At 43.0% G+C, this 26,791-nt stretch carries 23 protein-coding genes and 1 pseudogene; 10 read left to right on the top strand and 14 right to left on the bottom strand.

Features of this window, described 5'->3' with window-relative positions; translation table 11 throughout:
* Positions 1–284 precede the first annotated feature (284 nt).
* Positions 285–3,872, top strand: a complete 3,588-nt coding sequence (locus IPP77_05620; GenBank protein MBL0309157.1) for a PKD domain-containing protein — start codon at positions 285–287, stop codon at positions 3,870–3,872.
* A 2-nt stretch (positions 3,873–3,874) separates the two neighbouring features.
* On the opposite strand, the gene IPP77_05615 is transcribed toward IPP77_05620, so the two are convergent.
* Together IPP77_05615 and IPP77_05610 are read right to left on the bottom strand one after the other, a co-directional pair.
* Positions 3,875–6,397, bottom strand: a complete 2,523-nt coding sequence (locus tag IPP77_05615) for a bifunctional UDP-N-acetylmuramoyl-tripeptide:D-alanyl-D-alanine ligase/alanine racemase (GenBank protein MBL0309156.1) — start codon at positions 6,395–6,397, stop codon at positions 3,875–3,877.
* 306 nt (positions 6,398–6,703) lie between these two features.
* Positions 6,704–8,397, bottom strand: a pseudogene (locus IPP77_05610) (M3 family oligoendopeptidase).
* A gap of 130 nt (positions 8,398–8,527) precedes the next feature.
* On the opposite strand from IPP77_05610, the gene IPP77_05605 reads away from it, so the two are divergent.
* Positions 8,528–9,190 carry a protein-L-isoaspartate(D-aspartate) O-methyltransferase gene (locus IPP77_05605; protein MBL0309155.1) on the top strand — a complete coding sequence of 221 codons (663 nt, stop codon included), beginning with the start codon at positions 8,528–8,530 and terminating at the stop codon, positions 9,188–9,190.
* A 5-nt stretch (positions 9,191–9,195) separates the two neighbouring features.
* Here IPP77_05605 and smpB read toward each other — a convergent pair whose 3' ends face one another.
* The 9 genes from smpB to IPP77_05560 all read right to left on the bottom strand — a co-directional run bounded on the left by smpB (position 9,196) and on the right by IPP77_05560 (position 16,521).
* Positions 9,196–9,660 carry an SsrA-binding protein SmpB gene (gene smpB / locus IPP77_05600; protein ID MBL0309154.1) on the bottom strand — a complete coding sequence of 155 codons (465 nt, stop codon included), beginning with the start codon at positions 9,658–9,660 and terminating at the stop codon, positions 9,196–9,198.
* A 75-nt stretch (positions 9,661–9,735) separates the two neighbouring features.
* Positions 9,736–10,134 (bottom strand): hypothetical protein, encoded by a 399-nt coding sequence (locus IPP77_05595; protein ID MBL0309153.1) that lies wholly within the window; start codon positions 10,132–10,134, stop codon positions 9,736–9,738.
* Positions 10,135–10,152: 18 nt separating this feature from the next.
* On the bottom strand, positions 10,153–12,021 hold the full coding sequence (locus IPP77_05590; GenBank protein MBL0309152.1) for an Nramp family divalent metal transporter: 1,869 nt from the start codon (positions 12,019–12,021) through the stop codon (positions 10,153–10,155).
* Between the two features lie 67 nt (positions 12,022–12,088).
* Positions 12,089–12,595, bottom strand: coding sequence for a hypothetical protein (locus IPP77_05585; GenBank protein MBL0309151.1), 507 nt, complete (start codon positions 12,593–12,595; stop codon positions 12,089–12,091).
* Positions 12,592–13,092 (bottom strand): gliding motility lipoprotein GldH, encoded by a 501-nt coding sequence (locus IPP77_05580; protein ID MBL0309150.1) that lies wholly within the window; start codon positions 13,090–13,092, stop codon positions 12,592–12,594. The genes IPP77_05585 and IPP77_05580 overlap by 4 nt, the downstream gene beginning before the upstream one ends.
* Positions 13,093–13,100: 8 nt before the next feature.
* Complete coding sequence (locus IPP77_05575; protein MBL0309149.1) at positions 13,101–14,267, bottom strand: Signal peptidase-like protein; 1,167 nt, start codon at positions 14,265–14,267, stop codon at positions 13,101–13,103.
* Between the two features lie 131 nt (positions 14,268–14,398).
* Complete coding sequence (locus IPP77_05570; protein ID MBL0309148.1) at positions 14,399–15,163, bottom strand: class I SAM-dependent methyltransferase; 765 nt, start codon at positions 15,161–15,163, stop codon at positions 14,399–14,401.
* A gap of 283 nt (positions 15,164–15,446) precedes the next feature.
* On the bottom strand, positions 15,447–15,743 hold the full coding sequence (locus tag IPP77_05565) for a hypothetical protein (protein MBL0309147.1): 297 nt from the start codon (positions 15,741–15,743) through the stop codon (positions 15,447–15,449).
* Entirely contained in the window at positions 15,733–16,521 is a 789-nt protein-coding gene (locus IPP77_05560; GenBank protein ID MBL0309146.1) for a hypothetical protein, read from the bottom strand. Before IPP77_05560 ends, IPP77_05565 begins: the two co-directional genes overlap by 11 nt.
* 179 nt (positions 16,522–16,700) lie before the next feature.
* Here IPP77_05560 and IPP77_05555 point away from each other — a divergent pair, with 179 nt between their 5' ends.
* Positions 16,701–17,489, top strand: coding sequence for a LexA family transcriptional regulator (locus IPP77_05555; protein ID MBL0309145.1), 789 nt, complete (start codon positions 16,701–16,703; stop codon positions 17,487–17,489).
* 21 nt (positions 17,490–17,510) lie between these two features.
* Here the strand turns inward: IPP77_05555 and IPP77_05550 are convergent, their stop codons facing one another.
* Positions 17,511–18,218 (bottom strand): SAM-dependent methyltransferase, encoded by a 708-nt coding sequence (locus IPP77_05550; protein ID MBL0309144.1) that lies wholly within the window; start codon positions 18,216–18,218, stop codon positions 17,511–17,513.
* 9 nt (positions 18,219–18,227) lie between these two features.
* Complete coding sequence (locus IPP77_05545) at positions 18,228–20,522, bottom strand: transglycosylase domain-containing protein (protein ID MBL0309143.1); 2,295 nt, start codon at positions 20,520–20,522, stop codon at positions 18,228–18,230.
* A 249-nt stretch (positions 20,523–20,771) separates the two neighbouring features.
* Between IPP77_05545 and IPP77_05540 the strand changes: the two genes are divergently transcribed.
* From IPP77_05540 to rnc, 7 genes are all read left to right on the top strand, one after another.
* Positions 20,772–21,524 (top strand): hypothetical protein, encoded by a 753-nt coding sequence (locus IPP77_05540; GenBank protein MBL0309142.1) that lies wholly within the window; start codon positions 20,772–20,774, stop codon positions 21,522–21,524.
* Positions 21,521–21,817, top strand: coding sequence for a hypothetical protein (locus tag IPP77_05535; protein ID MBL0309141.1), 297 nt, complete (start codon positions 21,521–21,523; stop codon positions 21,815–21,817). Before IPP77_05540 ends, IPP77_05535 begins: the two co-directional genes overlap by 4 nt.
* Before the next feature lie 111 nt (positions 21,818–21,928).
* Entirely contained in the window at positions 21,929–22,150 is a 222-nt protein-coding gene (locus IPP77_05530) for a hypothetical protein (protein MBL0309140.1), read from the top strand.
* Between the two features lie 545 nt (positions 22,151–22,695).
* Positions 22,696–22,848 carry a hypothetical protein gene (locus IPP77_05525; protein ID MBL0309139.1) on the top strand — a complete coding sequence of 51 codons (153 nt, stop codon included), beginning with the start codon at positions 22,696–22,698 and terminating at the stop codon, positions 22,846–22,848.
* A 220-nt stretch (positions 22,849–23,068) separates the two neighbouring features.
* Positions 23,069–23,308, top strand: a complete 240-nt coding sequence (locus tag IPP77_05520) for an acyl carrier protein (protein ID MBL0309138.1) — start codon at positions 23,069–23,071, stop codon at positions 23,306–23,308.
* Between the two features lie 54 nt (positions 23,309–23,362).
* On the top strand, positions 23,363–24,613 hold the full coding sequence (gene fabF, locus IPP77_05515) for a beta-ketoacyl-ACP synthase II (protein MBL0309137.1): 1,251 nt from the start codon (positions 23,363–23,365) through the stop codon (positions 24,611–24,613).
* 96 nt (positions 24,614–24,709) lie between these two features.
* Positions 24,710–25,414 carry a ribonuclease III gene (gene rnc / locus IPP77_05510; GenBank protein ID MBL0309136.1) on the top strand — a complete coding sequence of 235 codons (705 nt, stop codon included), beginning with the start codon at positions 24,710–24,712 and terminating at the stop codon, positions 25,412–25,414.
* Between the two features lie 5 nt (positions 25,415–25,419).
* On the opposite strand, the gene IPP77_05505 is transcribed toward rnc, so the two are convergent.
* Positions 25,420–26,787, bottom strand: a complete 1,368-nt coding sequence (locus IPP77_05505; GenBank protein MBL0309135.1) for an efflux RND transporter periplasmic adaptor subunit — start codon at positions 26,785–26,787, stop codon at positions 25,420–25,422.
* Positions 26,788–26,791 lie beyond the last annotated feature (4 nt).

Raw genomic sequence — 26,791 nt, 5'->3', positions numbered from 1 at the left:
AGTTTAAATACTCTGATTGATTTTAATGGAATTGAAATCGTAATGACAATCCGTTTAAAGGAGCGCTGAGCTGCGCGAGGGATTGCAGTGGAAATCCTTTTCTTCTATTTAAAATATACGAGTAGAAAAGATTGGAACGTAAAGCCCGGCCGACGCCGAGGAACGAGGCGGGGGACGCGCCAAAACAGTTGGTAGTTGGCTGATGGTCCGTTATCAATTAACTTTTTTTGCGGCGAGTTGGAAGGGGAAAGGGAGGATGGTCGAGCATTAATTAATTACCTTCGATGTCCTTTGGGAAAATGAAAAAGGGATTCTTCGTTGCGCTTCTGGGATGTTTGTTTTTGAGCGGTTATGGTTTTCATATCGTGGGAGGTTTTATGTCGTACCGGTATGTTTCGGGGACGACGTATCAAATCAGGTTGACGGTCTATCGCGATTGTAATTCTACTACGCCTTTTGACGGCACGGATCCGCTGACGGTGGCGCCGGCGTTGGTGGGGGTCTATGCGGACGGCGACCCGAATGCGCTGGTGATTCTGGATATGGGCGCACCGGTTATTACGCGCATCAATCCGCCGATTGATAATCCGTGTCTGACGAATACGTCGGGCGTTTGTGTGGAGCAGGGCACGTATATTTTGAATTATACTTTTCCTTCGGGTACGACCGGTTATACGCTGACGCACGTGCGCTGTTGTCGCAATAGTTCTATCAGTAATTTGTTTGATCCGGATAATCAGGGCGCGACGTTCACGGCGCGCATACCGGCTACGAATACGTTTCATAATACCAGTCCTTCGTTCACGCGCTTCCCTCCTATTTTTATTTGTTTGAATGCGCCTTTGCGGTTTGATCATTCGGCTACGGATAACGACGGCGATCAGTTGGTGTATAGTTTGTGTTCGCCGCTTCAAGGAGCAGATAATTTGATCCCGGCTCCATCGCCTCCGCCGGGTCCGCCTTTTACTGATCTGAACTGGGCGGCGGGTTTTTCGGGTGCTAATCCGATGGGAGGTAATTCGCTGAAGATAGATCCGAACACAGGGTGGTTGAGCGGTGTGCCGAATACGGTGGGGCAGTTTGTGGTGGGGGTTTGTGTGAGTGAATATCGGAACGGGGTGCTGATTGGAAGCTATACCCGCGATTTTCAGTTTAATGTAACGGAGTGTAAAATACCGATTGCCAATATTCCGAGTACTGAAATAAATCCTGCATCGGGTATTGGTTTGTATGAGTTGAACTGTGAGAATTATACGGTCAGCTTTCGAAACAATTCGTACAATCCACCTCCTACCGGTACGCCGCTTGGATTCAACTGGGACTTTGGTGTGAGAGGGATTTCGACGGATACCTCTACGGCAGCGCTGCCTACGTACACGTATCCCGACACGGGAACTTTTTTAGTGAGGTTGGTGGCGAATAAAAGTAATGGCATACAACCGTGCACCGATACGACGTATGCTTTTGTGAAAATCTATCCAACGTTTAGAAGTGATTTTATGGCGGCGAATCGTTGTCAGGATTCGGCGGCGCATTTTACCGATGCCAGTGTTTCGACTTGGGGAACGGTGAACCAATGGAACTGGAGTTTTGGTGATGGAAATAGTTCTTCGCAAAAGAATCCTGCTCATTCTTATTCGGCACCCGGAACTTATGCCGTGACGTTGATGAGTGAAAACACGGCGGGATGCCACGATACGCTGGCGAAGAATATCATCATCTATCCGGTGCCGGTAGCAAATTTTTCTTTTGGAACTACCTGCGTGAATTCGCCGGTGATGTTTACGAATAGTAGTACGGGAAACAATTTGGGTTATAACTGGAATTTTGGAAATGGACTAACAAGCAATCAGCAGAACCCTTCACCTATCTATTCCGCTTCGGGAAATTATTCTGTGCGTTTGGCCTTGGCCTCTTCAGACGGTTGCCGAGATACCGCCACGCAGAGTTTGACGATACACCCCTTACCGGCCGTAACGCTGAACAGCGATACACAGATTTGTCCATTCACGTCCGTACAACTTTTGGCAAGCGGAGGGACGAGTTATGTATGGACACCGACAGCAGGATTGAGCAATCCAAATATTTCAAATCCTATTGCTACTCCGTCTCCGCCTGCTCCGGTTGTTTATACCTTGCGGATAACCGATGCTTTTCAATGTAGCAATACGGGTATGGTGCGTATTTCATTCCATCCGATTCCGAATATTGATGCAGGGTTAGACACTTCGGTTTGTTTGAACCCGGGAAGTTTTCGGGATAGTGTATTGTTGCGCGCTACCGGAGGAGTTAATTATCAGTGGAGTCCAACTACCGGCTTGAGCAACCCGAACATTTCTAATCCGGTCAGCCGGCCAACAACGAATACGACCTATTACTTGACTGGTACAGATGTCAATGGTTGTTCGCTCACCGATTCAGTGGCCGTCTATTTTCTGGATCCTTCGCTTGAATTGATTATTGATACCTCCATAGGTTTTTGTGTTGGAGATACTGCGCGTCCGCGTATTCTGAATCAAGGGGCTTCGCTTTATTTATGGAATCCAATTCAATATCTGACGCATCCTACTTCATTTAATACAGGGTTTTTTCCGCCAGATACCCTACAGTATGTACTGACCGTTTCTAATTATTGCTATACCAAAAGTGATTCCTTGTCGGTCATAGTTTGGCCGCTTCCGGTGTTGGGATTGAATCCATTAGATTCTGTTTGTATTGGCGATTCGATTCAACTGAATGTAAGCGGGGCAAAGACTTATCAATGGAATAGCGAACCAACGCTCAGTGATTTACAAATTCCAAATCCGGTGGCGAATCCGGTTTCAACTACTCAATATACGGTTACCGGAACCAGTATAAACGGCTGTATTAAACACGACTCTACTACCATACTTGTTTATCTTCCTTCGGTTATTCGTTTGGCTCCGCAGGTGTCTTTTGTCTGCGAAGGAAATCCTGTTCAGCTATCGGCAACGGGAGCGGCAAGTTATGTTTGGAGTCCCGCAAGCTCTTTGGATTCTTCCACTTCGGCTAATCCAATTGCTTCACCGGCTGATACTACTTGGTATTTTGTCAAAGCGACCAATGTTCATGGCTGTACGAGCAATGATTCTCTTCTTCTGCGGGTGCAACATCCGGTGACGGCAAATACAGCATCTCCTTTTAATGCTTGTGTCGGCGTACCGCTGCAACTTGCAGCTTCCGGTGGTTTTTATTATGAATGGTTTCCGTCGAAAGGATTGAATGATGCGTTCAGTAATCATCCGTTTGTGCTAGCTGATTCAACCACCAATTACATCGTGCGGGTATCAAACGATTGTTTTTCTGATACGGCTGTTGCCGAGGTGATTTTACATCCGTTGCCAGAGGTAGATGCGGGACCGGATACATTGATCTGGAGAGATACAGACGCTATGCTTGAGGGCGCTACGAATGAAAGCAATCATTTCTGGCATCCTTCGGACTGGCTGAACCGGCCCTTTGAATTGAATACAAATGCTACGCCGCCACGGACCATCTGGTATGAACTATTTGCTGTGGATGAATTTGGATGTGTTGGAAAGGATTCGGTTTTGATTACCGTAGAACCGCACACCATTCTATTGGTTCCGACCGGTTTCTCTCCGGATGGCAGTGGGGTGAATGATGTCTTTCATATCGTTCGATGGCTGAACATCGAAAGGCTAAAGGAGTTTTCTGTTTATAACCGTTGGGGAGAAAGAGTATTCAGCACGAAAGATATTTCGCAAGGATGGGATGGTAGTTTTAGAGGAAGGCCTCAACCTATTGGGGTATATGCGTGGAGCATCATCGCTCAAACCAGAGACGGAGAAGAAATTATGCGAAAGGGAAATGTCACCCTGCTTCGATAATGTTATTCCTGAAAATAAATCCTTTTGACGCGAGCAGAAATGCCGGTAAGAATATCATAAGAAATAGTTCCTGCAGCCTTCGCCACCTCTTCAATCGGTAGGCCGGTTCCAAAAATAATCACTTCATCTCCTTCCTTGGCATCAATACCGGTGATGTCAAGCATAGTCATATCCATACAAACATTCCCGATAATAGGTGCGAGGTGTTTTCCGACAAGCATTTTGCCGTTTCCGTTGGAAAGACTTCTTATTAAGCCATCAGCATAGCCGATCCCTACGGTTGCAATGGTTTTGTCTTCTGAAACTTTCCCCACTCTTCCATAGCCCACCGTATCTCCTTTCCTAACCTTTTTGATTTGGGAGATAGTGGTTTTAAGTGTAGAAACTGTCATCAACTTTCCCTTTATTTTTTCTGAAGCATCAATTCCATATAAGCCAATTCCCAATCGGACCATATCCAATTGTCCCTCCTGATGTCTTGAAATACCGCTGCTGTTCAGAATATGTCGGAGAATCTTATAGTCAAATGCAACACATAAAGTTCGGCTCATGGAATCGAATTTCTCCATTTGCAGTTTGGTGAATTCATCCTGCGACTTATCCTCGCTTGCCACGAGATGAGAGAAAACGGAAGCTACTTCCACAAAATGGTTTTCGCTTAGTTTTTTCAACAATGATGGAATTTCATGTTCTTCAAATCCCAGCCGGTTCATACCAGTCTCCAGTTCAATATGAATTTTGATTTTATTACTTAGTCCGTTTCCAAAAAGCATCAGCACTTCTGAAAATCTTTCGAGCAGAGCAAACGAATAAATCTCCGGCTCTAAATTGTATTGAATCATAGTTTCAAAACTATGCCACTCCGGATTCATCACCATGATAGGGAGCGTGATTCCATTTTTTCGCAGTTCCACTCCTTCATCTGCATAAGCCACGGCGAGATAATCTACCCGGTGGAACTGAAGAACATTAGCAATTTCAAAACTGCCGCTACCATAACTAAAGGCTTTGACCATAGCCATGATTTTAGTTTCAGCCTTTAGTAGAGATTGGTAGGCTTTTAGGTTATGTGCTATCGCATTCAGGTTGATTTCCAAAACGGTCTCGTGAGCTTTCCTTTCCAAAAATCTACTAATAATTTCAAAGCGGAACTTGCGAGCACCTTTTAATAAAATAGCTTCATCCTGAAATGAAGATGTATCTAAATGCTTTAAATAATCATCCGTGCTTTCATAACACTCCCACTGAAGATTTGCGTTTTTCTCAAAAAGCCTCTTCTGTCTAGAAAGAGAGGGGCCAATGCCTATCAGTCTATTTATTTTGTTCTCCCCCATCAGTTGAGCCACCTCCAAATAAAGTTCAACCTCGCTACGACCGCTTTGAAGAATATCAGAAAGGATAACTGTTTTCTTCGGATGTTGTTGTTGTTGTTTCAAAAAATCCAACGCAATCTTTAGTGAGCCTATATCAGAATTGTAAGAGTCATTAATAAGGGTACAGTTATTTACAGCCTCCTTCATTTCAAGCCGCATCTGTATGCCGGTCAGGTGCTTCACTCTCTCCTGTATGACAGAAACATCCTTGCCAAGATACAACATCACACAGGCGCAATGAATGGCATTCTCCACAGAAGCCTTATCAATGAAAGGAATCTGAAAATCCAGTTCTTTTCCCTGATACATGCAGGAAATATATGATTGGTATGCCTTCTGCATAACATTTATCACGTTAACATCTGCTTCGCCGTTCAAACTCCATGTAAAAGTTCTAATCCGACTATCAGTCTCATTTACCCCTTTTGATAAAGCATTGATTTCTGCAATGCTCTGGTTGATTTCGGGATAGTCTCTACAATAAATCAACATTTTTACATTGATAAAAAGATTCAGTTTTTCTTTTGTCTTATGTCGCATGCTTAGAAACCCTTCACTGTGCGCTTCGCTGATATTAGTGAACAAGCCGATAGAGGGGCGAATCATCTTTGCCAATTTCTGCATTTCGCCAGGTTCAGAAATCCCCGCTTCGATAATGCCCAACTCGTGGTCTTCATTGATTTGCCACAAGGAAAGAGGTACCCCAATTTGCGAATTATAACTCTTGGGACTTCGTACAATATTGAAATCCTCATGAAGCAGTTGGTAAAGCCACTCTTTGACCATTGTCTTTCCGTTGCTCCCGGTAATGGCAATTATCGGAAAATCAAATTTGTTTCGATGAAATTCGGCTAGTTTCTGCAAAGCTACAACGCTGTCTTTCACTATTATAAAGCCGGCTTCCGGAAAATTTTTCAAATCCGGAACTTTGTTCACCACGAAATTTCTTACCCCCTTTTGATATAAGTCTATGATATAGTCATGACCGTCCTTCTTCGGCCCGGTAATAGCAAAAAAGATTGTCTCGGTAGGGTGAATTAACTTACGCGAGTCAGTTAAAATCTCTTTGATAGCAGAAAACTCACTTTTATGAACGGCTAAAGTCCCGACCACCGCAGTAGCAATCTCTTCTAATGTATAACTTTTATTCATGGGTTAGTAAGCAGTCCGAGATATAGTTGGCCCCGTGCCAAGAGTTCTTCTTCGATTGTCAACAGGGTTAATCATCTCATCCTCATTCAAAAATACCTATTCATTTCAATCCTATCTGAAGTAATGTGAACAATAGAAACAAGTATGGATTGAAGGGTTGCTCCAAATGAGATCAGCAACTATCCATCCATATCTTATGAAGAAGGGCAATTATGGTTGTTAGATATGACCTTTAAAAATAAAGGCTTCGATTATTAAACTTCATAAAATGTTTGATAACGCATCGAAATCCAAAAAGACGTCTTACTACATTGTCTGATCGTCAATCCCATCTAAATAAACCTCTAATTCTTTGAACAAAGGTTCTAAGAAACCTTCTTCAAAAGGAGAGTGCAAGTTTGATAGTTTGACCAGTTCGAGAAAGGACATACTTCCTCCGGCCTTGCACAAGCGCAGGTAGTCTTTCCATGCGCTCTGGAAATCACTGCGGCTGCGACTCCAAAACTGAAAGGCACAAATTTGAGCAAGACAATAATCAATATAGTAGAAAGGGGTTTTAAAAATATGTCCTTGGCGTTGCCAGAAACCACCACGCTCTAAATAACTCAGACCATCATAATCTACCCAAGGCCGGTATTTTTTTTCCATTTGTAACCATAGCTCCTTGCGCTCGGCTGGACTAAGATCTGGGTTCTCATAAATATGATGCTGGAACTCATCAACCGCAACCCCATAGGGCAGGAATAGTATGTTGGAGGATAAGTGAACGAATTTATACTTCTCGGTATCTGCTCCAAAGAAAAGGTGCATCCACGGATAAGTAATCTGCTCCATGCTCATAGAATGAATTTCACAAGCTTCCATGGTGGGAAATAAATATTCCTCCACTTCAAAATCGCGACTCTCATATCCTTGAAAAGCATGCCCTGCCTCATGAGTTAGTACATCTACGTCGCCAATTGTACCGTTGAAGTTAGCAAAGATGAAAGGTGCTTTATACTTATTAAACATGGTACAGTAACCGCCAGCAGCCTTCCCCTTTTTATTCACCAAATCCATTAACCCGTTGCCCACCATGAATTTGAAAAACTCATTGGTTTCAGGAGACAATTCCTCATACATTTTCAAACCATTAGCAACAATTTCATCCGGCGTTCCTTTTGGTTGCGGATTGCCTGAATTGAAATTATGTGCCCAGTCGTATTGCTTAAGGTTTTCTACACCAATTCTTTTTTGCTGGCGCTGACGAAGTTTGGCTGCCAAAGGCACAGCATACTTCAACACCTCGTCGCGAAACACCGTCACCATCTCAGCATTATAGTCGGTCCGCGACATCCGGTTATACGCTAACTCAATGAAGTTTTTGTATCCCAGTTTTTTAGCAATGGACGTTCTAACCTTAACCAATTTATCGAAAATTAAATCAAACTTCTCTTCATGTGCGGCAAAAAAACTCCAGTTGGCCTGATAGGCCTTTTTTCTGATTTCGCGGTCCGTAGATTCCATAAAAGCCGAAACAGCAGGCAGCGTCAGCTTCTTCCCGTTAAAATCAATCTCTGCACTAGCAACCAATTTAGAATACTCCGTGCTCAGTTTATTTTCCTCTTTTAAATCATCCATCACCTCTATCGAAAAAGTTTTTAAGCTGATTTCTGCTAAGCGAAACAATTGCTTTCCATACTTCTTCTCCAGTTCTGGTTTAAATTTCGAATTGTTTAATACCACATAGAGTTTGATATAAAGATCCTTAATCCGTGGTTCGTTCGTGTCAAAAACTCCTGTTCGATTTCAAAGAAGGAATTGGTTGTGTCTATTGAATTATGAACCGATGCTAATGAAGCATTAGTTTGAAACTCATTTCTCAAGCGATTGATTTGAGCCAAGGTATTTATCTGTTCATCAGCCGTTACGGCTTCGCTGAACTTTTCGATCAACTCATTAAAGTCCTTCTCAATTTTTGACAAGTCCGGGCGGACATAAACCATTTCATTAAACTTCATGATTCGATTTTTGAGGTGCAAACCTATTATTTTCTGCCGGTCGTGCCACTGTCCAATTTTCTCCTACCAAACCATAACTTGTTAAAAGATGACCTGGAATATTAATGCATTAATAGCCAAATTTGCGTTTATGAATCAATTGGATACCTATAGGCAACAGGGACTACGGAGAGAATTGGTTGTGGCACTTAGCAAAAAGGAAATTAGTGATCGAAATGTGTTAGATGCCATTGGGAAGGTACCTCGCCATCTTTTTTTCGGTGACGACAGTATTTTCTTCGAAACTCATGCCTATCAAGATAAGGCATTTCAGATAGGTGAAGGCCAAACCATTTCACAGCCTTATACCGTCGCTTTCCAATCCCAATTACTTCAGATTCGACCAAACGAAAAAGTTCTCGAAATTGGAACAGGAAGCGGTTACCAAGCGGCAGTACTTTCTTCAATGGGTGCCCGAGTCCATTCCATTGAACGGCAGCGCAATCTTTATGACAAAACAAAACCTCTTCTACAAAAATTAGGATACACGAATATTAGATGTTTTTTCGGTGATGGGTTCGAGGGTTTACCTACCTATGCTCCATTTGACAAAATCATCATCACAGCAGCCGTAAGTGAGCTTCCTAAGAAACTATTAAAACAACTCTCCATCGGAGGCAAAATGGTTATCCCATTCGGTTCAGAAACCAATTGCGATATGGTTCGCATTACTAAACAGGGTGAAAATCAATATAGCGAAGAAGTATTTGGGAAATTTGCTTTTGTACCGATGCTTCGTGGAAAGGTTTCTTAGGAAAATTATTTCCGAAACTTTTTCATCACTCGATCCATTTCTCTTTTATTCTCTTTTAGTTTTAGGCTCTCTCGTTTATCAAATCGCTTCTTACCACGGCCCAGACCTATTTCAATTTTTGCAAAACCCCTCTGATTGATAAACAGGCGAAGCGGAATTAAAGCCAATCCTCGTTCACGGATTTTTGCATCAATCCTTTTCAATTCCCTTTTAGTTAAAAGTAATTTTCGTAATCGCGTTGGGTCATGGTTTGAGTAGGACCCGTGAGAATACTCAGGGATATTCATGCTTTTAATAAACACTTCATCATCACGCACAATGCAAAAAGCTTCATTTATGCTTCCTCCACCATTGCGGATAGATTTTATTTCACTGCCAGTTAATAGGATGCCAGCTTCAAAACGGTCAGAGATTTCGAATTCAAAACCTGCCTTTTTATTCTTGATATTTATCTTATCTGCATTAATCATAACAAAACATAAAACATTGATTGCCTTTATAATGATAACTTCTGGCGAGAATCATCTCTGCACAGAATCAACATTCTATTTAAATTTCAAATTGTCCAACAGTCGTTCTATTTTTTCTTTCTTCAAAATCTTCTGCCCGGTTTTTCCTTCGGCAATCACTCGTCCATTTACTTTGGCAATAAAAGAACAATTCAATGCGTTGTCAACTAATTCATCTATGAAAGATTCAAACAGAACGATATCGCCTTCTAAAGCTGGCGATATATGATTCACGTGAACAAAGTTGCCGATTCCTTCCTCGTCGTCGTCTTTTATTTCCAATACAAATAACCGGCTACTCCACTCAGCGTCGCGTGCAATAGCAAAGGTGGCATATACCGGATGCACATTGCTGCTATCAAAAGTAGCAATGTCTTCTGGTCGCACCTTTCTTTCAAAAGTTTTTTTGTCGCCTTTATTGAAAATGGATTTCATAAAAATATTTGATGTGCATTAGACTACTAATACGGTACATTTCACTTTGTGTCGTACTTCAGCAATGGTTTCGCCAAAAATCATGTCTTTGAATCCACGGTGACCATGTTTCCCTATTACCAGCATTTCAATATCCAATTCATTTGAAATACGCGGTATCTCCTTTTTGGGATCACCAAACCCAAGTTTTTCTTTTATACTAAATCCTTGTAAACGCAGCCTGTCTCCATACTCCTTCAACTCTTTGAAATCCTCATCTGTCTCAAAATCTTCAATTTCACTTCCCATCGAGCGCGCTCCTGCGCTTTCAACCACGTGCAACAAATAAAAATCGGTTTCCTTATCTCCCTGAGATATTCCTTGAGTGATCGCTTTGATATCGCTCGAAGAAAAATCAATACAAATGAGAATACGACTATATTTCTTCTTTTGAATTACCGGAATATCCTCTGCCCTTCCATGTGGTGTTTTCATCCGGTGTTCAAACTTTTTTCCAAACCAGGCATTCCAAACAATGTAACATAATAATACACCCGCCAACATCACCACCGGCATAATGCCAAAATTAAAAATCCAGGAATGTTCACTTAATTCTATACGCCAATCAGCTAAAGTATCCAACACTAATTTAAGATTCAACAAGACTATGATTAGGGCAGAAACCCATGCCAGAGTTTTTAAGATAGGTCCAATCGCAAATTTGCCCATTTTCTCTTTGTCGCTGACAAACTGGATTAAGGGTATGACTGCAAAGCCAAGTTGTAAACTCAAAATTACTTGAGAAAGAATGAGCATGTCACCTACTTTTTCATCGCCCATAAAATAGATAACCAGTACTGCAGGCACCACCGCAATCGCTCGAGTAATTAATCTCCGAAGCCAGGGTGCAATCCGCAAATCAAGATAACCTTCCATCACAATTTGTCCTGCCAACGTACCAGTGATGGTGGAACTTTGACCTGCAGCAATTAACGCTATAGCAAAAAGTATTGGTGCCAGTTTTTTGCCCATCAGAGGTTCAAGTAGATTATATGCATCTTGAATCTCGACAATACTAGTATACCCTTGTTTGAAGAATACTGCCGCGGCCACCACCAGTATAGAAGCATTGACAAAAAAAGCGAGATTCAGGGCAATGAAAGAATCAATAAAATTAAATTTGATGGCTGTACGGATGCCGCTATCGTTTTTATCTCTTCGACGAGTCTGGACTAAGGAAGAATGAAGATATAAGTTATGGGGCATCACTGTAGCACCAATAATTCCAATAGCAATATAAAGCGCTCCGCTATCTTCTAGACCGGGAATAAAACCGATTATCAATTCGGAAGGATCGGGATGAGCAAAAAATATTTCTACCAAAAATGACAACCCGATAATAGCAACCAGTGCGAAGATAAAAGCCTCTAAATATCTCATCCCCTTGCTTTGGAGATAGAGAATAATAAAGGTGTCGAGTATAGCAAGAGAAACACCCCAAATCAAGGGTAGGTTAAAAAGAAGATTAAGGCCGATGGCCATACCGATTACTTCGGCCAGATCGCAAGCGGCAATGGCTATCTCAGCTAGGAACCACAATGAATAATTGGCAAGAGGATGATAGTTTTCGCGAGAAGCTTGTGCTAAATCGCGACCACGCACAATACCCAAGCGGGCAGATAAGCTTTGCAGCAGAAGCGCAATCAGGTTGCTCATCAACAATACCCAAAGAAGAGAATAGCCATACTTGCTCCCACCTGCAATATCCGTAGCCCAGTTGCCGGGGTCCATATATCCCACAGCAACTAAAAAGGCGGGACCTGTAAACAGTTTAAACCGTTTCCACCACCCTTGTGCATTCGTGGTATCAATCGTTCCGTGAACTTCTTCTAAAGATTCGTGTCTCACATTAAAAAAGGCTTCGTCTCAAACATAAAAAGGAATGGCCGAGGGTTTGCCAATTCGGACAATGCCCTTATATTTCTTTGAAAGAATTTAAAATACGGTCAATATCCTTTTTAAATCTCAGCTTCCGATCTTCGCCCCGTGTCCAGATACTTAGATGATAAAAACTGTTCTTCTTCCCCTCTATCACCAGTTCGCTGAAATAAATATTCTCATCATTCATCTTTCCATATACTTCAGTTCTGATTCCTGGCAAGCCGTTAATGATTACCGACATCGAATCGGTTACCACCGGATTTTTCATAGATTGCTTCAACACATTCAAATAACGGTTCGTCAGAGTTGAAATATCCTGATGTTCCTTGGATTCAGTATTCCCAATCATATAGAAATTCCGAAACCGATTGGCATATTGTAGTACAGCGCCTGGCTTTAAGTCATCTTCTGTTTTTAGCCAACCGGGAATAGAAACCGAAAAATCATTCCCCGCATTCACCGTTTGATATTCTTCAGAATAGTTACAGGCGGATACCCCTAAAAGAATTAGAAAAATGAGAGAAAATGAATAACGAATCATTTTTTTTCTTTTAGTATTTCAACTCCAACACTTTTTATAGCGACGAGTGGATTGACCCTCATATCCTGTGATAATTTAAAAGTGTATTTACCCGTCAAAGGGAAGTGTGCAGCTTGTTGAATCGGGATGTGAATGTCGCAGTTATCACTCAGACAACTTCCCAGCCAATGCCCATCAGCTTCCCCTAATACCAAATTAACTCTTCGCTCAAATTCTCTTCCATCCGGGAAAGTTGTTTCAATTTTTACCCAAACATTCCTCCATTCGAAATCAGCACTATGGCGCAGGTTGATGTAAATATCATATTGAAGTGTCGTGTCCATTATTTCCGCAATAAAAGTTTTGGAGTCGGCATATTCCCATTTATAATCCTTCAGTATTTTGTTTTCATCCAAGATGTAATTCTTTTCGCAGGAAATAAGCATTAGGCCAATGAACATTGGAACGATAGCTCGCGAAAGCAAATTTTGTTGCTTTTTACTCATAGCATATCTCATCTTTCATGCTAATTTTTCTTTTGGGGTGGTTTGTTTTTATCACCTCCCTTACGCTTTCCTTTATGCTTTTTCTTTCGGTCCTTTTGTTCCAGCGTTTGCAGCGTAACCTGACCTACTAAGTCTTCGTGCTTGGACTCATCAACCTTTATATCCTCAATAATGGCAAAGTCTTCAAGGCTCTTGGGTTTTTTGCCACCACGATTCATTTCGAGTAGTTCTTTGACATCCTCAATGTCCAATTTGAAATAAGTGCCCCTGTTATCTTCATATTCATAGATCATCTGCTTCTTCAAAATCACTGTTTTGCGAAGATAGGCCAGTCCTTGTTCGGTTTGTATCTTATCGGCATTGCGTGGAAATTTGCGCAACGCATCATTATATGTATCCAACTCATAATTGAGACAGCATTTCAATCTGCCGCACTGCCCACTCAGTTTATCCGAGTTAATCGCAAGGTTTTGATAACGCACAGCCTGAGTAGTAACCGATTTAAAATCGGTCAACCAAGTAGAGCAACACAACTCGCGACCGCAGGTTCCGATGCCACCAATTCGTGCTGCTTCCTGTCGGGCACCAATTTGTCGCATCTCGATTTTTACTTTGAAATCACGGGCATATATCTTTACTAATTCGCGGAAATCCACCCGGTCGTCAGCAGTATAGAAAATGGTGAGCTTTTTGGCATCACCCTGATATTCCACGTCGCCGATCTTCATCTCTAATTTGAGCGTGCGGGACATAGCTCGTGCGCGAACCATTGTATCTTGTTCCCTAGAGCGTATATCTATTAAAGTATTGATGTCCTGATCATCTGCTAAGCGCAACACGCTACGGATGGTATCGTCGCGCTCGGTCACGCGGCGCTTCTTCATCTGCATTTTGACCAATTCTCCTTGCAAAGTCACTTCACCTACATCATATCCCTGCGCTGCCTCCACTACCACTAAATCGCCACGGGTTAAATCCAGTGCTGAGCTATTACGGTAAAAGCCTTTGTGTGCCCCTTTTTTAAAACTTACCTCTATAATATTAAACTGTTCATTGAACGAAAGCGGCACATCGGCCAACCAGTTCGTGACGTTCATCCGAGAGCATCCGCCGCTAGAGCATCCGCCCTTGCTTTGGCATCCGGCCACCACTCCGTCCTTTGCTGTGGTGCATGTTTTACATCCCATCTTCTACAATAATTTATGATTAGGGCAGATATTTTACCCGAAATTTTACTAAGCGACGAAAGTATAAGAAATAATTAAAGAGCAGAGAGAATGAGCCATCTCACGCGTCTGCTGAAATTGAACGAAATGCCTCAACTCAGTTTAATCATCAATGCATGTCCGTTAAGGTTGTGAATTATCATCCTATCTGATTTGCTTTTTTGTTCATTCACATACTTGGTTACTCCATCGCATGTGTGAAATCCATAATCATCAAAAACGATGACCCCTCCTACGATCATTTTATTCCAAATCCAATCAACAATGCCTTTTGAAGATTCATAAACATCCACATCTATATGGCATAATCCAAACTTTATTTTGTCGTCAATCAAAGCAGATGTATCATCCGGAAATATGCCTTTTAATATTTTATACCCGTGAAATTTGTTTTTGACCAATCTCTCTACTATTTCTTGAGAGGTATCGGCATGTTCTCCTCCGTTATAGAATGTGTCTTTATCTGAGGTCTTTGCTACACCAACAAAGGTGTCGGCAAGATAAAAGTTGATATTGGAATTCAGTAAGGCTAATTTTCTTCCAATGATTGCGGCTGTTCCACCTCGCCAAACGCCAATTTCTAAAAAGTGAGCATTGGGATTTAAACTCCAAATTTTCTCTGTCAACTCCCACAATTCATAACACCTATAAATATCAACCAGCGTATGTGTCTTTATTTCCTGATAAATCTTCAGAAACTCTGCATCTGCCAGCCAAGGAGAATAATTCGCGCAAGGAGCAACTACATTGTATTGGTAATCGTTGATCTTAAATCGGGTGCTTCCGTTATATCTGGAATTTCTGGTCAGGTGTAAACCAAATTTAGAAAGGGTAGAGTTTAGAAGGGTTTTGAGCATATTGGGTTTAATCGTTTATCTATGATTGTTTGGGTTCTAAATCGTATTTATGTCAAGGTGTGGTTGGTGCAATAAAGCTGAAAGAATGGGACAAATTTCGATAAAATTCGGCATTTGTACTTATCGAATCCAAAATCAGAAAAAAAGGAAGCCTTTTATTGGCAAAGCCATTACTTCAGCATCATAAATATCAGGTTAGCTTTTTCCATCCGGTGAATCGCTGCCAAAAGACAAAAGACCTTTAATGAGCAATGGCTGGTTATCCTCTTATCCTCCAAATTTATTAATCCGAAAACAGTAAGAACCGCATGTATAGCACATGCTTACCTTTGGGACTTCTGCAATAGTCAAGAACGATTACACCATAGCTATCGTTTCGAAATTCCAGATCAGAAAGAGCTTTTGACTCTCGATTGGGAACACAAGAAGCCTTCCAACCCTCTTTGGCGGGGAAGTTTTCCATCAGCTTTTTCTCAAAGTCTTTGTAGGTCTTAACGAAATTACCATCCACTTCATCTGCTTCTTTTAGCACCGATACAAAATCCAATTGAGAGTAATCAAAAGGGAAACTATACAGCATATTGTATTTCTCGCCCGGGTATTTTAAGTCCGGTAGTATAGGTGTATTTATAGTTCCAGAAATTTCCTGTAGGGCGGATATTTCCTTTCAGTTTTGCAAAGGCAGATTCTTTATAAGACTCAAACACTGAAAGAATACCACGTTTGAATTCACTATAACTGCTCTCCATCTTTGCCATTTTAATTTCTGGCGTTGGAACAGAAACAACCGAGGTTGGAGCGGGAGACTTATGAGCTTCATCTTCCAAACTCTTCCTTTTTAATTCTTCCTTTACTACAGTCATTCTCTTTTCTAAAGGAACCCGAGGCGTTTCATGGAAATAGCGGACATATTGGATGTCCCAACTTTTGAAGGAAGCGAAGGCTATTTCTACCCCGGTATTTTCGCGATTGAATTTTAATGAGTTTTTACCCAAGAGCTTTTCCGTAGCTCCCAACTTCTTAATCAGTTTGGCGGTGTCGTCATTCCAACTGATACCAAAAGGAAGCACCGAAGAAAATGATTGAAACCTAGTTTGACCGGTTTCATAATTCTTTCCAGCCAGAATAATGCTTTCTACGCGCCCGTTGACTTCATTCACTACTAACTTCACTCCTTTGGCAGGATTAGCATATTGCTTATCCAAGCTCATGACTGTTTTCCATGTTTTGAATTCAGGCGAGTTTTTATCCTTGCCTAATACAGAGAGCATGTTGTGACTTTGAACATCGGAAGCTACCCGCGCCATGCCTTGCAGAGAACATAAAATGAAAAGAAGATGGGGTACGAGTTTCTTCATTTATTAAATTGGGATGACGAATATAGGATACGAAATGCATCCTGCAAGGGTTAAATACATTCATTGGTTTTTTACAATTTTGGCTTTGTGGCGAACCTTATTTAGCCAAGCTGGGTTTAAATAATCTACTATTACTAAGTATAATTGCCATATTTGCGCCTCAACTAAACTGTTTAGCTATGGACTTTATCGCTACGAACCTCAAATTTCTAAGAAAGCAAAGAAAATGGACACAAAATGATCTGGGTGAAGCCCTCAACATCAAGCGTTCCTTGGTGGGTGCTTATGAAGAAGACCGGGCACGCCCTTCGTATGAAACGCTGTATAACCTATCGCAGCTTTTCAAATACAGCATTGACCATTTAATCACCAAAGACCTGAGACAAACCGAGAAGGTGCCTCTTTTCGACCCTTCGAAGCTGACCAACGACCCAACGGGCAAAGACCTGCGTGTGTTGGCTGTTACGGTGAATAATAAGGAGAAACAAAACATTGAAATGGTGCCGGTTCAGGCGGCGGCTGGTTATTTGGCCGGCTATTCAGATCCAGATTTTATAAAGGAATTGGAAAAGTTTCGTCTGCCGTTTTTGCCTAATGGCACCTTTCGCGCTTTTGAAATTAAAGGAGATTCGATGTTGCCTATCCATCCGGGGTCGGTCATTATAGGAGAGTATCTTGAAAACTGGAAGCACATCAAAGATGGCCATGCTTATATCATTCTTTCAAAAAATGATGGGATTGTGTTCAAGCGGGTGTTTAATCAGATTGAAGATAACGGCACGCTGACGCTGCGCAGTGATAATCCATCTTATCCGGCCTATTCTATCAAGATTGATGAAGTGCTGGAAGTATGGAAAGGCGTATTGAACATCAGCTATCTGAACAAAGCCGGTGATCTTTCTTTCCAAAATATTCTTCAAATCATGCAAGAGTTGAAGCGGGAGGTAGCCGATATGAAGAAGAATTAAATCCCCACTTCTCGGTTGCCTTTATTTGCCGAACAAAAAGATACAATACCGCTTATTGATAAGCGGTATTTCTTTTTTCCAGTCTTTCATCTTCCGAGTGTGGATGAATTGAGTGGACAAGCTCAAATCGCAAGCGATGCAGAGTAAAGTTTCATCACCGCAGGTTCTCAATATCTCTTCGAGAAGTTTTTGATTGCGGAAGGGTGTTTCCATAAATATCTGAGTGATTCCCTTTCCGGCATTGGTTTCCAGTTGCCTGATTTTGCTGCTGCGTTCCGGTTCTTTGACCGGCAAGTATCCATGAAAGGAAAAGTTCTGCCCGTTAAAGCCGGAAGAAATTAAGGCCAACAAAATGGAAGAAGGGCCCACGAGGGGAATTACCTCTATATTATGATGATGCGCAAAAGCTACCAGTTCGCTGCCCGGGTCGGCGATGCAGGGATTGCCGGCTTCGGAGAGGATGCCTGCATCTTTTCCTGCCAAAATATTTTCCAACAAGGCCTCACAGTTTTGTTGCGCGGCGTGTTTATCTAATTCGCGGATGATAACCTCGGTATCGAAATTCTTTTTGTAGCCAATGGCGCGCAAATAGCGGCGGGCGGTTCGCGCATCTTCCACGATGAATTCATCTAATTGCTCCACCATCTTTTTTACCTGATCGGGAATGATGTCCAGGTTATTTTCTCCGAGGAAGGAGGGTATCAGATATAGTTTTCCGGTGGAAGGCATTTTTAATTTTTAGAAAGAAAGATCGGAAGATGGTTCTTTTTTTTTGACGGTATCCTTCACCGCTTCGCAATCCATCTGGATGGTGAAGGAAGAATCTCTCGGCATACTGAAGTTTGATTTCGGAAGGCGCAAGGAACGATCTTGGTAGGTGTTTTTCAAAAACTCTCCTACCATCGGCATGGCGGCGGTGGCACCGGCACCGGTTCTGTTCGATGCAAAATGAACGCTCGGTTGTTCAAAGCCCACCCATGCGCCCACCACCAGTTGGGGGGTGTAGCCCATAAACCAAGCATCGCTGTTGCTTTGCGTGGTACCGGTCTTTCCGGCCAGCGGCATATCTAAACCATACTTGCTGCGGATGCCCGCCGCGGTTCCTTTGTTCACCACGCCTTTCAGCATTTCGGTAGTGACGTAAGAGGTTTTTTCATCTATCGCTTCCTTATGTGTTTGGCCAAATTGCGCCAGCACATTTCCCGACTTGTCGGTTATTTTTTTGATAAAGAAAGGTTTGCTGTAGGTGCCGAGGTTGGCGAAACAAGTATAGGCGCCCACCATTTCAAACAAAGAAATATCGCAAGTGCCAAGGCAGAGCGAAGGCACGGCTTCGAGGCGGCTTTCTATTTCAAAGCGCTTCGCAAAATCAACCAACAAGGACGGGTTGCCGAGTTCGCACATAATGCGCGAGGTGATGCGGTTGTCGGAATAGGCCAGTCCGTCTTTCATCGGCACCATCGTTCCTTCGGCCCAGCGATTGGTGGCGTCGGGATTCCAGGAGGCATCAATGCCCAGACAGTCGGGCGGGAGATATGGAATCAAGGTGCAGGGCAAATAATTTCTTTCAAACGCCAGTGCATAGAGGAAGGGTTTCATGATGGAACCCACTTGGCGTTTGGTAGATTTCTTGACGTGATCTAATTGAAAATAGCGGATGTTTGGCCCGCCGATCCATGCGCGTATTTCGCCGGTTTGCGCTTCTACAGCCAAGAAGCCCACTTGAATAATTTGCAGATAATATTTCAGCGAATCGAGGGGGCTCATCGTCGTATCAATTCCTGCCGCTTTGTTTCCATGCCATGAAAAAATGGTCATATCCACCTTATCTTCAAAAGCCTTTTTGATTTCCGCCTCGCTCCTCCCCTCTTCTTTCATGCCTCGGTAGCGGTCGCTTTGCTTCATCATTTTTTCCAGCAAATCGGGTTTGGCTTTTGCGCCAAATTTCCAGGGCAGGCGGCCTTTCCATTCTTTAAAATAAGCATCTTGCAAAAAGGTGAGTTGCGTCTCCATCGCTTGTTCCGCATATTTTTGCATCCGCGAATCAATGGTGGTATAAACTTTCAATCCATCTTCATAAACATTCCATTTGCTGCCGTCTGGTTTGGGATTTTTATCGCACCAGTTCTTTAATTCCTGCCGAATATATTCGCGGATGTAGGTAGCGGTTCCTTCGCGGAAATCGGGATTATGAAAATTGAGTTTCAGTTTTAGTTTAGTTAAGGAATCGCCCTGAGCGGCGGTGAGCGAACCGGTTTCGACCATGCGGCGCAGCACCAGATTTCTTCTATCGGTGGCCCGCTGTGCGTGCAAGCGCGGGTTGTATAATCCCGGTCCGTTCAACATGCCTACGAGCAAGGCGGCTTCTTCGGGTTTCAGTTCCAGCGGTGTTTTGTAGAAATAGGTGAAGGAAGCGGTTTTAATCCCATAAGAATTATAACCAAAACCGATGGTGTTGAAATAGAGATTGATGAGTTCTTCTTTGGTGAAGGTGCGCTCGAGTTTGGCGGCCAGCACCCACTCTTTTATCTTCTGAAAAGTTCTTTTGAAAACACCGGCGCGCATGTAGTCTTGGTGAAAAAGGTTTTTGGCCAATTGTTGTGTGAGGGTGCTTCCGCCGCCTTCGGATTGTTGAAAAACACCGGTCATAATCACTGCGCGAAACAGGCTTTTTAAATCTATGCCCGAATGTTCGTAGAAGCGTTTATCTTCCGTAGCCACCAGCGCCTGGACGAGATAGGGCGAGAGTTCATCGTAGGAAATCTCAATCCGGTTTTCGGTGTAATAACTTCCAAGCACTTCATAATCATCCGAAAAAATAGTGGTAGAAATGGAGTTGTTGGGGTTCTGGATGGCGTCGAGGTCGGGCATTTGGCCAAAGAGGCCATAGTTGACACCGACAAAAAACAGCACGATCAAGAGGATGAAAGACCAGAGGACGATTTGAACGCGGATGAATACTTCTACAAATTTGTTGGGGTTGTATTTGAAGAAGGAGGCGCCCTTTTTGCGCCGCTTGACCGGTTTTTTCACGGGGCGAATTTAGCAAAGCGGAGAAAGGGCGGTAGGGTTAAAGAGTTAAAGATTGAAGCGGTTGAAAATCTGTAAAGTGGCGGAGGGAGGATTTTTATGTTGAACTATTTTGTAGAAAGATTTTTTTCCTAACTTTGCTTTGCAATCGAAGGACTTTGGTCCGGCTTGGAGGCTTAGACAACTTCAGAGTAGATAGCAACGGAATTTTTTTATTGGGATTCATCTTTTTAAACTTAAAAACTTAAAACTATGGCAAGCAATTCGGAAACCGGACACGCAGTGAATATTGCAAACTTCAAAGAAATGATTGATACCTGCACGAGTTTTGCAGGGGATTATCAACCCACCAACCCCTTGTTGAACTTGGGAACGATGAACACACAATGGTCGGCGGCGAACACGGCGCACGAGACCTTGTCCAACGCGCTCTTTACTGCTAAAGGGCCTATCAATGCGCGAGGACTGGCGCATGAGCCTTTGGATAAATTGATTACCCGTACGATAAACGGGTTTGCAGTTTCGGGGGTGGATCATGCAATTGTCAGTGATGCAAAAACATTGGCGAATGATATTCGGGGCTTTAATGCGCATAAGCCAAAGGGGCCGAATGCGCCGGACGACCCAGCGGGCGACCCGGAGTGGGTAAGCCAAAGCCACCAAAGTTATGTGCAGCGGGTGGATCATTTCAATAATTTTATTAACCTGCTGACGGGTGCCGGTTGGGCACCTAATGAACTTGATTTGCAACTTTCGGCTCTCACTGCTTTGTATGCCACGCTGAAAGGCTTGAATGATAATATCGGAAACATTTTGGTGCCGATAAAGAATGCGATGATTACTCGCGACCAACTTTTATATACTGAAACAACGGGGATGGTGGATGTGGCACTGGATTGTAAGAAGTATGTAAAGAGTGTTTATGGTGGCACGAATGTCAAATCAAGGTTGGTGGATCAGATTAAGTTTAAAAATCTGAAGAGAAAGGATATCCTCCATCAATGATTGGTGGAACACAAGGCCCCGACGAATGGATTCGTCGGGGCTTTTTTGCTTTTGGGGCGTATTCAGATGCGAGACGCTGCGAGACTGATTCGAGCGAATGGGATATTGAGCCGAGCGGAGCCGATATTGATGGGGGTGAGGACGATTCTGGTACGAGCGAGTGCAATATTGATGTGAGCGATTGGCATATTGATGCAAGCGGATGCGATATTGATGCGAGCGATTGGGATTCTGATGCGAGCGGGTGCCTTTCTGATGCGAGCGGGTGCTTCCTGATGCGATTTTGGTGTTAAAATGAGGGGAAATGGGGTGGTTTTCATTTCTCCTTAATATTTACTTTTTGAACCTTAATTTATCTTCATTCGCACTAGAATACCATTTTAGAAGAAATCAAACCTAAAACCATGACCCGACTCCAATATTTTGTAATAACTTTCTTCTCCGTCTCTATCGGACTTATGGTTGGCAGTTTCGTGTATGAGTTGTTTGACGCTAATTTTAGCGACATCCCCGCTATCATTCATTTGCTATGGAAAAGTTCGGTGAAAGGAGTTATTGTCGGTTTGATATTAGGATTGCTCAACGCCTATTTCCGCATAAACTTTGGAAACAAAAATAAAGGCTGAAATTTTCACCCCATTTGGTATTTTTTCCCACCAAACAGTTTTGGGTGTGTTATAGAGGTTAGTGACTAAAAGTAGCTGTACGCTGAAATACTGGAGTGGATGTAGGCAAATAGCTTATAAGTGTTCGAAACCTTATTGTTTTAGTCCAAGTATCAAGGCTAAAGCCATTTAATAAGAGCCAATTTTCACCGCGCTGAAGCATGGTGTTATAAACCGCCATTCATGGCGGAGTAGTGTGTGTGAAGGGGGCTGACTTTAGCCACAGATTATCATGTTTCGAACACTTATGGGCAAATAGCCTACGCCTAGTTTGGGTTCTGTGAGTGAGGCACCACAAAATTCGGAGGATGACAAAACAAATGCCGACCGTGCATTTTTAGCTCTGTAGGAGCTATGCGTTTGGTAGTGAATGAAAGAGCATCTTAATTTAAGTTCCGTAGGAACGCGCGATAGAAAACAGTGAGTTGCCGAGATGGGCAATGTCATTGTTTAAGCGGTGGAGTGTTTAGTTTCCATCGTTCATCCCTACAGGATTTGGTAAATGAATGATTGTGGTTTCTACCAAAGGCGTTGACCCTACAGGTCAAGGAACCGATGCCACATCGCTTTATATTAAGGTTCGGAACTTTGTGGTGAGTCATAGAAAGATTGAAAATGACCATCTATATTATGGAGCGCTAAGCCCGCGGCAGGGATAGAGCCGGCATCCTTTTTTATCCTTTATAAAATAGACGAGTCGAAAAAGATATAGGCGAAAGCCCGGCAGCCGCCATAATTAGTTGTAAGTAGATTAGTTGTCGGTTGTTAATTGTCTATTGTAAATTGGTCATTGTTAATGGTCGGTTTTGGGTGGTGGAAACATTTTTTTTGTGGAAGTGCGGATGTTTTTATTTTCGCACCACATTTAAACCAAAGAACATGTCAAACAACATCGAAGAAAGAGTTAAGAAAATCATTGTGGACAAGCTGGGCGTGGAAGAAAGCCAAGTGACGAATGAGGCGAGTTTTACGAACGACTTGGGTGCCGATTCGTTGGACACCGTGGAGTTGATTATGGAGTTTGAGAAGGAGTTTAATATCTCGATTCCGGATGAGCAGGCTGAGACGATTGGCACGGTAGGCCATGCGGTTGATTATCTGAAAAAGACGGTAAAGTAAATTCATAGAATAACGAGCAGATGGCGGATGAAGGTCTGCCATTTTTTTTAGGCCATGTTTAAAAGAGTTGTTGTTACGGGTATTGGAGCCTTGACTCCTATTGGGGATACTGCTCCTGAGTTTTGGGATAGTTTGCTGAAAGGCAAAAGCGGTGCGGCTCCTATTACGCGATTTGATGCGACGAACTATAAGACTCGGTTTGCCTGTGAGGTGAAGAATTTTGATCCGACTAAGTATATAGATAAGAAAGAGGTGAGGCGCTTGGATCGCTATGCGCAGTTTGCGTTGGTGGCGAGCGATGAGGCGATTAAGGATGCTGGGTTTGATAAGGAAGGAATTAATAAGGACCGGATCGGAGTGATTTGGGGTTCGGGCATCGGCGGCTTGGATGTGTTTATTGAGGAGATTACGAATCTGGCAAATAGCAATGGTATGCCTCGTTTCAATCCTTTCTTTATTCCGAAGATGATTGCGGACATTGCCGCAGGACATATTTCTATGCGGTGGGGTTTGCGCGGCCCAAACTATGCGACGGTGGCGGCTTGTGCTTCTACGAATGTTGCTTTGTGTGATGCCTTTAACCTGATTCGGTTGGGTAAGTGCAATGCGATTGTGGCGGGAGGTTCTGAGGCGCCGATTTCGACGGGTGGTGTAGGTGGATTTAATGCGATGAGGGCGCTGAGTGAGCGAAATGATTCGCCGGAAACGGCTTCTCGCCCGTTTGATAAAGACCGCGATGGTTTTGTGATTGGTGAAGGAGCAGGCGCTATTATTTTGGAGGAGTTGGAACATGCCAAGGCTCGTGGTGCCAAGATTTATTGTGAGTTTGGTGGTGGTGCAATGAGCGCTGATGCTTATCACTTGACGGCTCCTCATCCTGAGGGACTTGGGGCATCGTTGGCGATGACCGGCGCGTTGGAAGATGCGCAGTTGAAAACTGAAGACATTGATTATATAAACGTTCACGGCACTTCGACCCCTCTGGGCGATATTGCTGAGTTGACTGCTATTAAAAAGATATTTGGAGCGCACGCTTATAAGCTGAATATTTCTTCTACTAAATCTATGACCGGCCACCTATTGGGGGCGGCGGGAGCGGTAGAATCTATTGCCAGTATTTATGCGGTGATGAATGATATAATCCCTCCTACGATTAATCATTTTACCTCCGATCCGGATATTGATCCGAAATTAAATTTGACCTTGAATAAGCCACAAAAACGAACGGTGAATGTTGCCTTGAGCAATGGTTTTGGTTTTGGCGGACACAACGCGACGGTTATATTTAAAAAGTACGTGGCGTAAATCTTGGCCCTTATGAAGGGCTAAGTGGTTTGAGGTATTGTTTTATCTTTAGTCCATAAATTCGTCTTTCTGCTGTTCAAGTTCTATAATCTCTACTTGTCGCCCGATAAGAAATTGGCTTCTTATATAAAAGCCATTACGGGTATTGCGCCCTCCAATCTTAGAATTTACAAGCAAGTATTTCATCATCGTTCGATTTTTATTGAGCCAACCAAGAATAATGAACGGTTAGAGTTATTGGGTGATGCGGTGTTGGATTCTGTGATCTGTGATTGTCTTTATAGAAAGTATCCCTGCAAAGAAGAAGGATTCCTGACGGAGTTGCGCTCGAAGATTGTGAATCGGAAATCGCTGAATGAGTTAGGCGAGCGATTAGGTTTGTTAGACCATTTGAAGTTGAACCGAAAGAGCATGACGGAGGTGAGCCGTGATTTAGGAGGGAATACGTTTGAGGCCTTGGTGGGTGCGGTATATCTGGATGCAGGGTTTGAAAAAACGAAGAAGTTTATTCATCAGCGGATTCTACACAGCCTCATTGATATAGATCTATTGGAGCTGACTAATACAGATTATAAAAGCCAGATTTATCATTATGTGCAGAAGGAGGGGGTGAGTATTGATTTTAAGGTGGGTCAAGAGCAGATGAAAAACCGTCGTACTTACTTTGTTATCCATCTTGAAATCAGCGGAAAGTTTGTTTCGACCGGCGAGGGCTTTAGCAAGAAAGTGGCGGAACAGAATGCCGCCATGAATGCCATCACGGTATTAGGTTTGAATGGAATAGAAAACGGTAAAGCCTAAGTCTCTTATTCTGCAGCGACTTTTTCGTCTTTGAATAGATTTTTCTCATCCACTATTTTCACGAGGTCGCCGCTATTCAGTGTTTTGGAAATAGCTTTAAAGGGGGCTTTAATTACCGGTTCTCCTTCTGTTAACCCAGCGATGATTTCTATATAGTTGACATCCTGAATACCGGTCTTTACTTCTTTGGCTACGACCTTATCTTTCTCCACTACAAAAACAATTTCTTTCAACTCTTTGGACTCTGCATCTGTATCTTCTGTCTTATTTGATTTTGCGTGTGCTTCTTTTGATTTAATATCCTTTTGCTCTCGGGTCGTTACCGATTGGATGGGCACGGTCAATACATTGGTTCTCGATTCGGTCTTAATATCTACGGTGGTGGACATGCCGGGACGAAAAGGAAAATATTTGCCCAGTTCGGGTTTAATCAAATCCGCATAAGAGTCTTTCAACACTTGAATTTTGACGGTGAAGTTCGTAGCCTGAGAGGTACTCACTACTTGCTGCACTGCTGTGGTAGATGAATATGAAATCTGGCTGACGATTCCTTTAAACTTCTTTTTGATGTAGGCATCCACTTCGATGTCGGCGGTATCGCCGATGGAGATACGCAACACATCGTTTTCATTCACATCTACTTCTGCCTGCATGTTGCCGAGGTCTGCTACCCGGATGAGTTCGGTACCGGCCATCTGTGCGGTTCCGACCACTCGTTCACCGCGCTTTACATTCACCAGAGAAACCATGCCGCTCATGGGGGAATAAATTTTTGTTTTCAGCAAGTTATCTTTTGCCTGCTTCAATTGTGCTTCGGCGCTGCTAACGCTAAATTCGGCTGCATTGACCTGTTCTTGCGCGGTTTGGAAGTTAGCGTTGGCCTGATCGTAGGAAAGCTTGGCGGCTTCAAACTCGGCATCGGCAATTACTTTATCATCATGCAATTGCTTGTTGCGTTCGTAGGTCCTTTTTCCTTGTTCAAAACCAGCCTTGGCCTGAATCAAACTGGCTCGCGAACTGGATAGGTTTGCCTTTACCTGATTCATGCCTGCGGTGGATTGAGTAACCATCGCTTCGTAAATAGCGGGATTAATCACACACAATAAATCTCCTTTCTTAACCGAATCGCCCTCGACGACATTTAACTCGATTACTTCACCTGAAACTTCGGAACTTAATTTTACTTCGGTTTGTGGATTAATCTTTCCACTGGCGGTCACCGTCTCAATAATAGACCGGCGCGCTGCTTTCTCAACGGCCACTTCCATAGCACCTCCTTTTCCAAACCAGCCCTTCTTTTTTCCTACTACGCCGCCTACAATAATCAACACTAATAAAGAACCAAGAATAATGATGAGCTTATTTGATTTCATGGAT

This window comes from Bacteroidota bacterium, assembly GCA_016722375.1.
Taxonomy (GTDB): Bacteria; Bacteroidota; Bacteroidia; order Chitinophagales; family LD1; genus Bog-950.
Note: the sequence above shows the minus strand (reverse complement) of the source record. Positions and strands in the feature narration are given on the sequence as shown.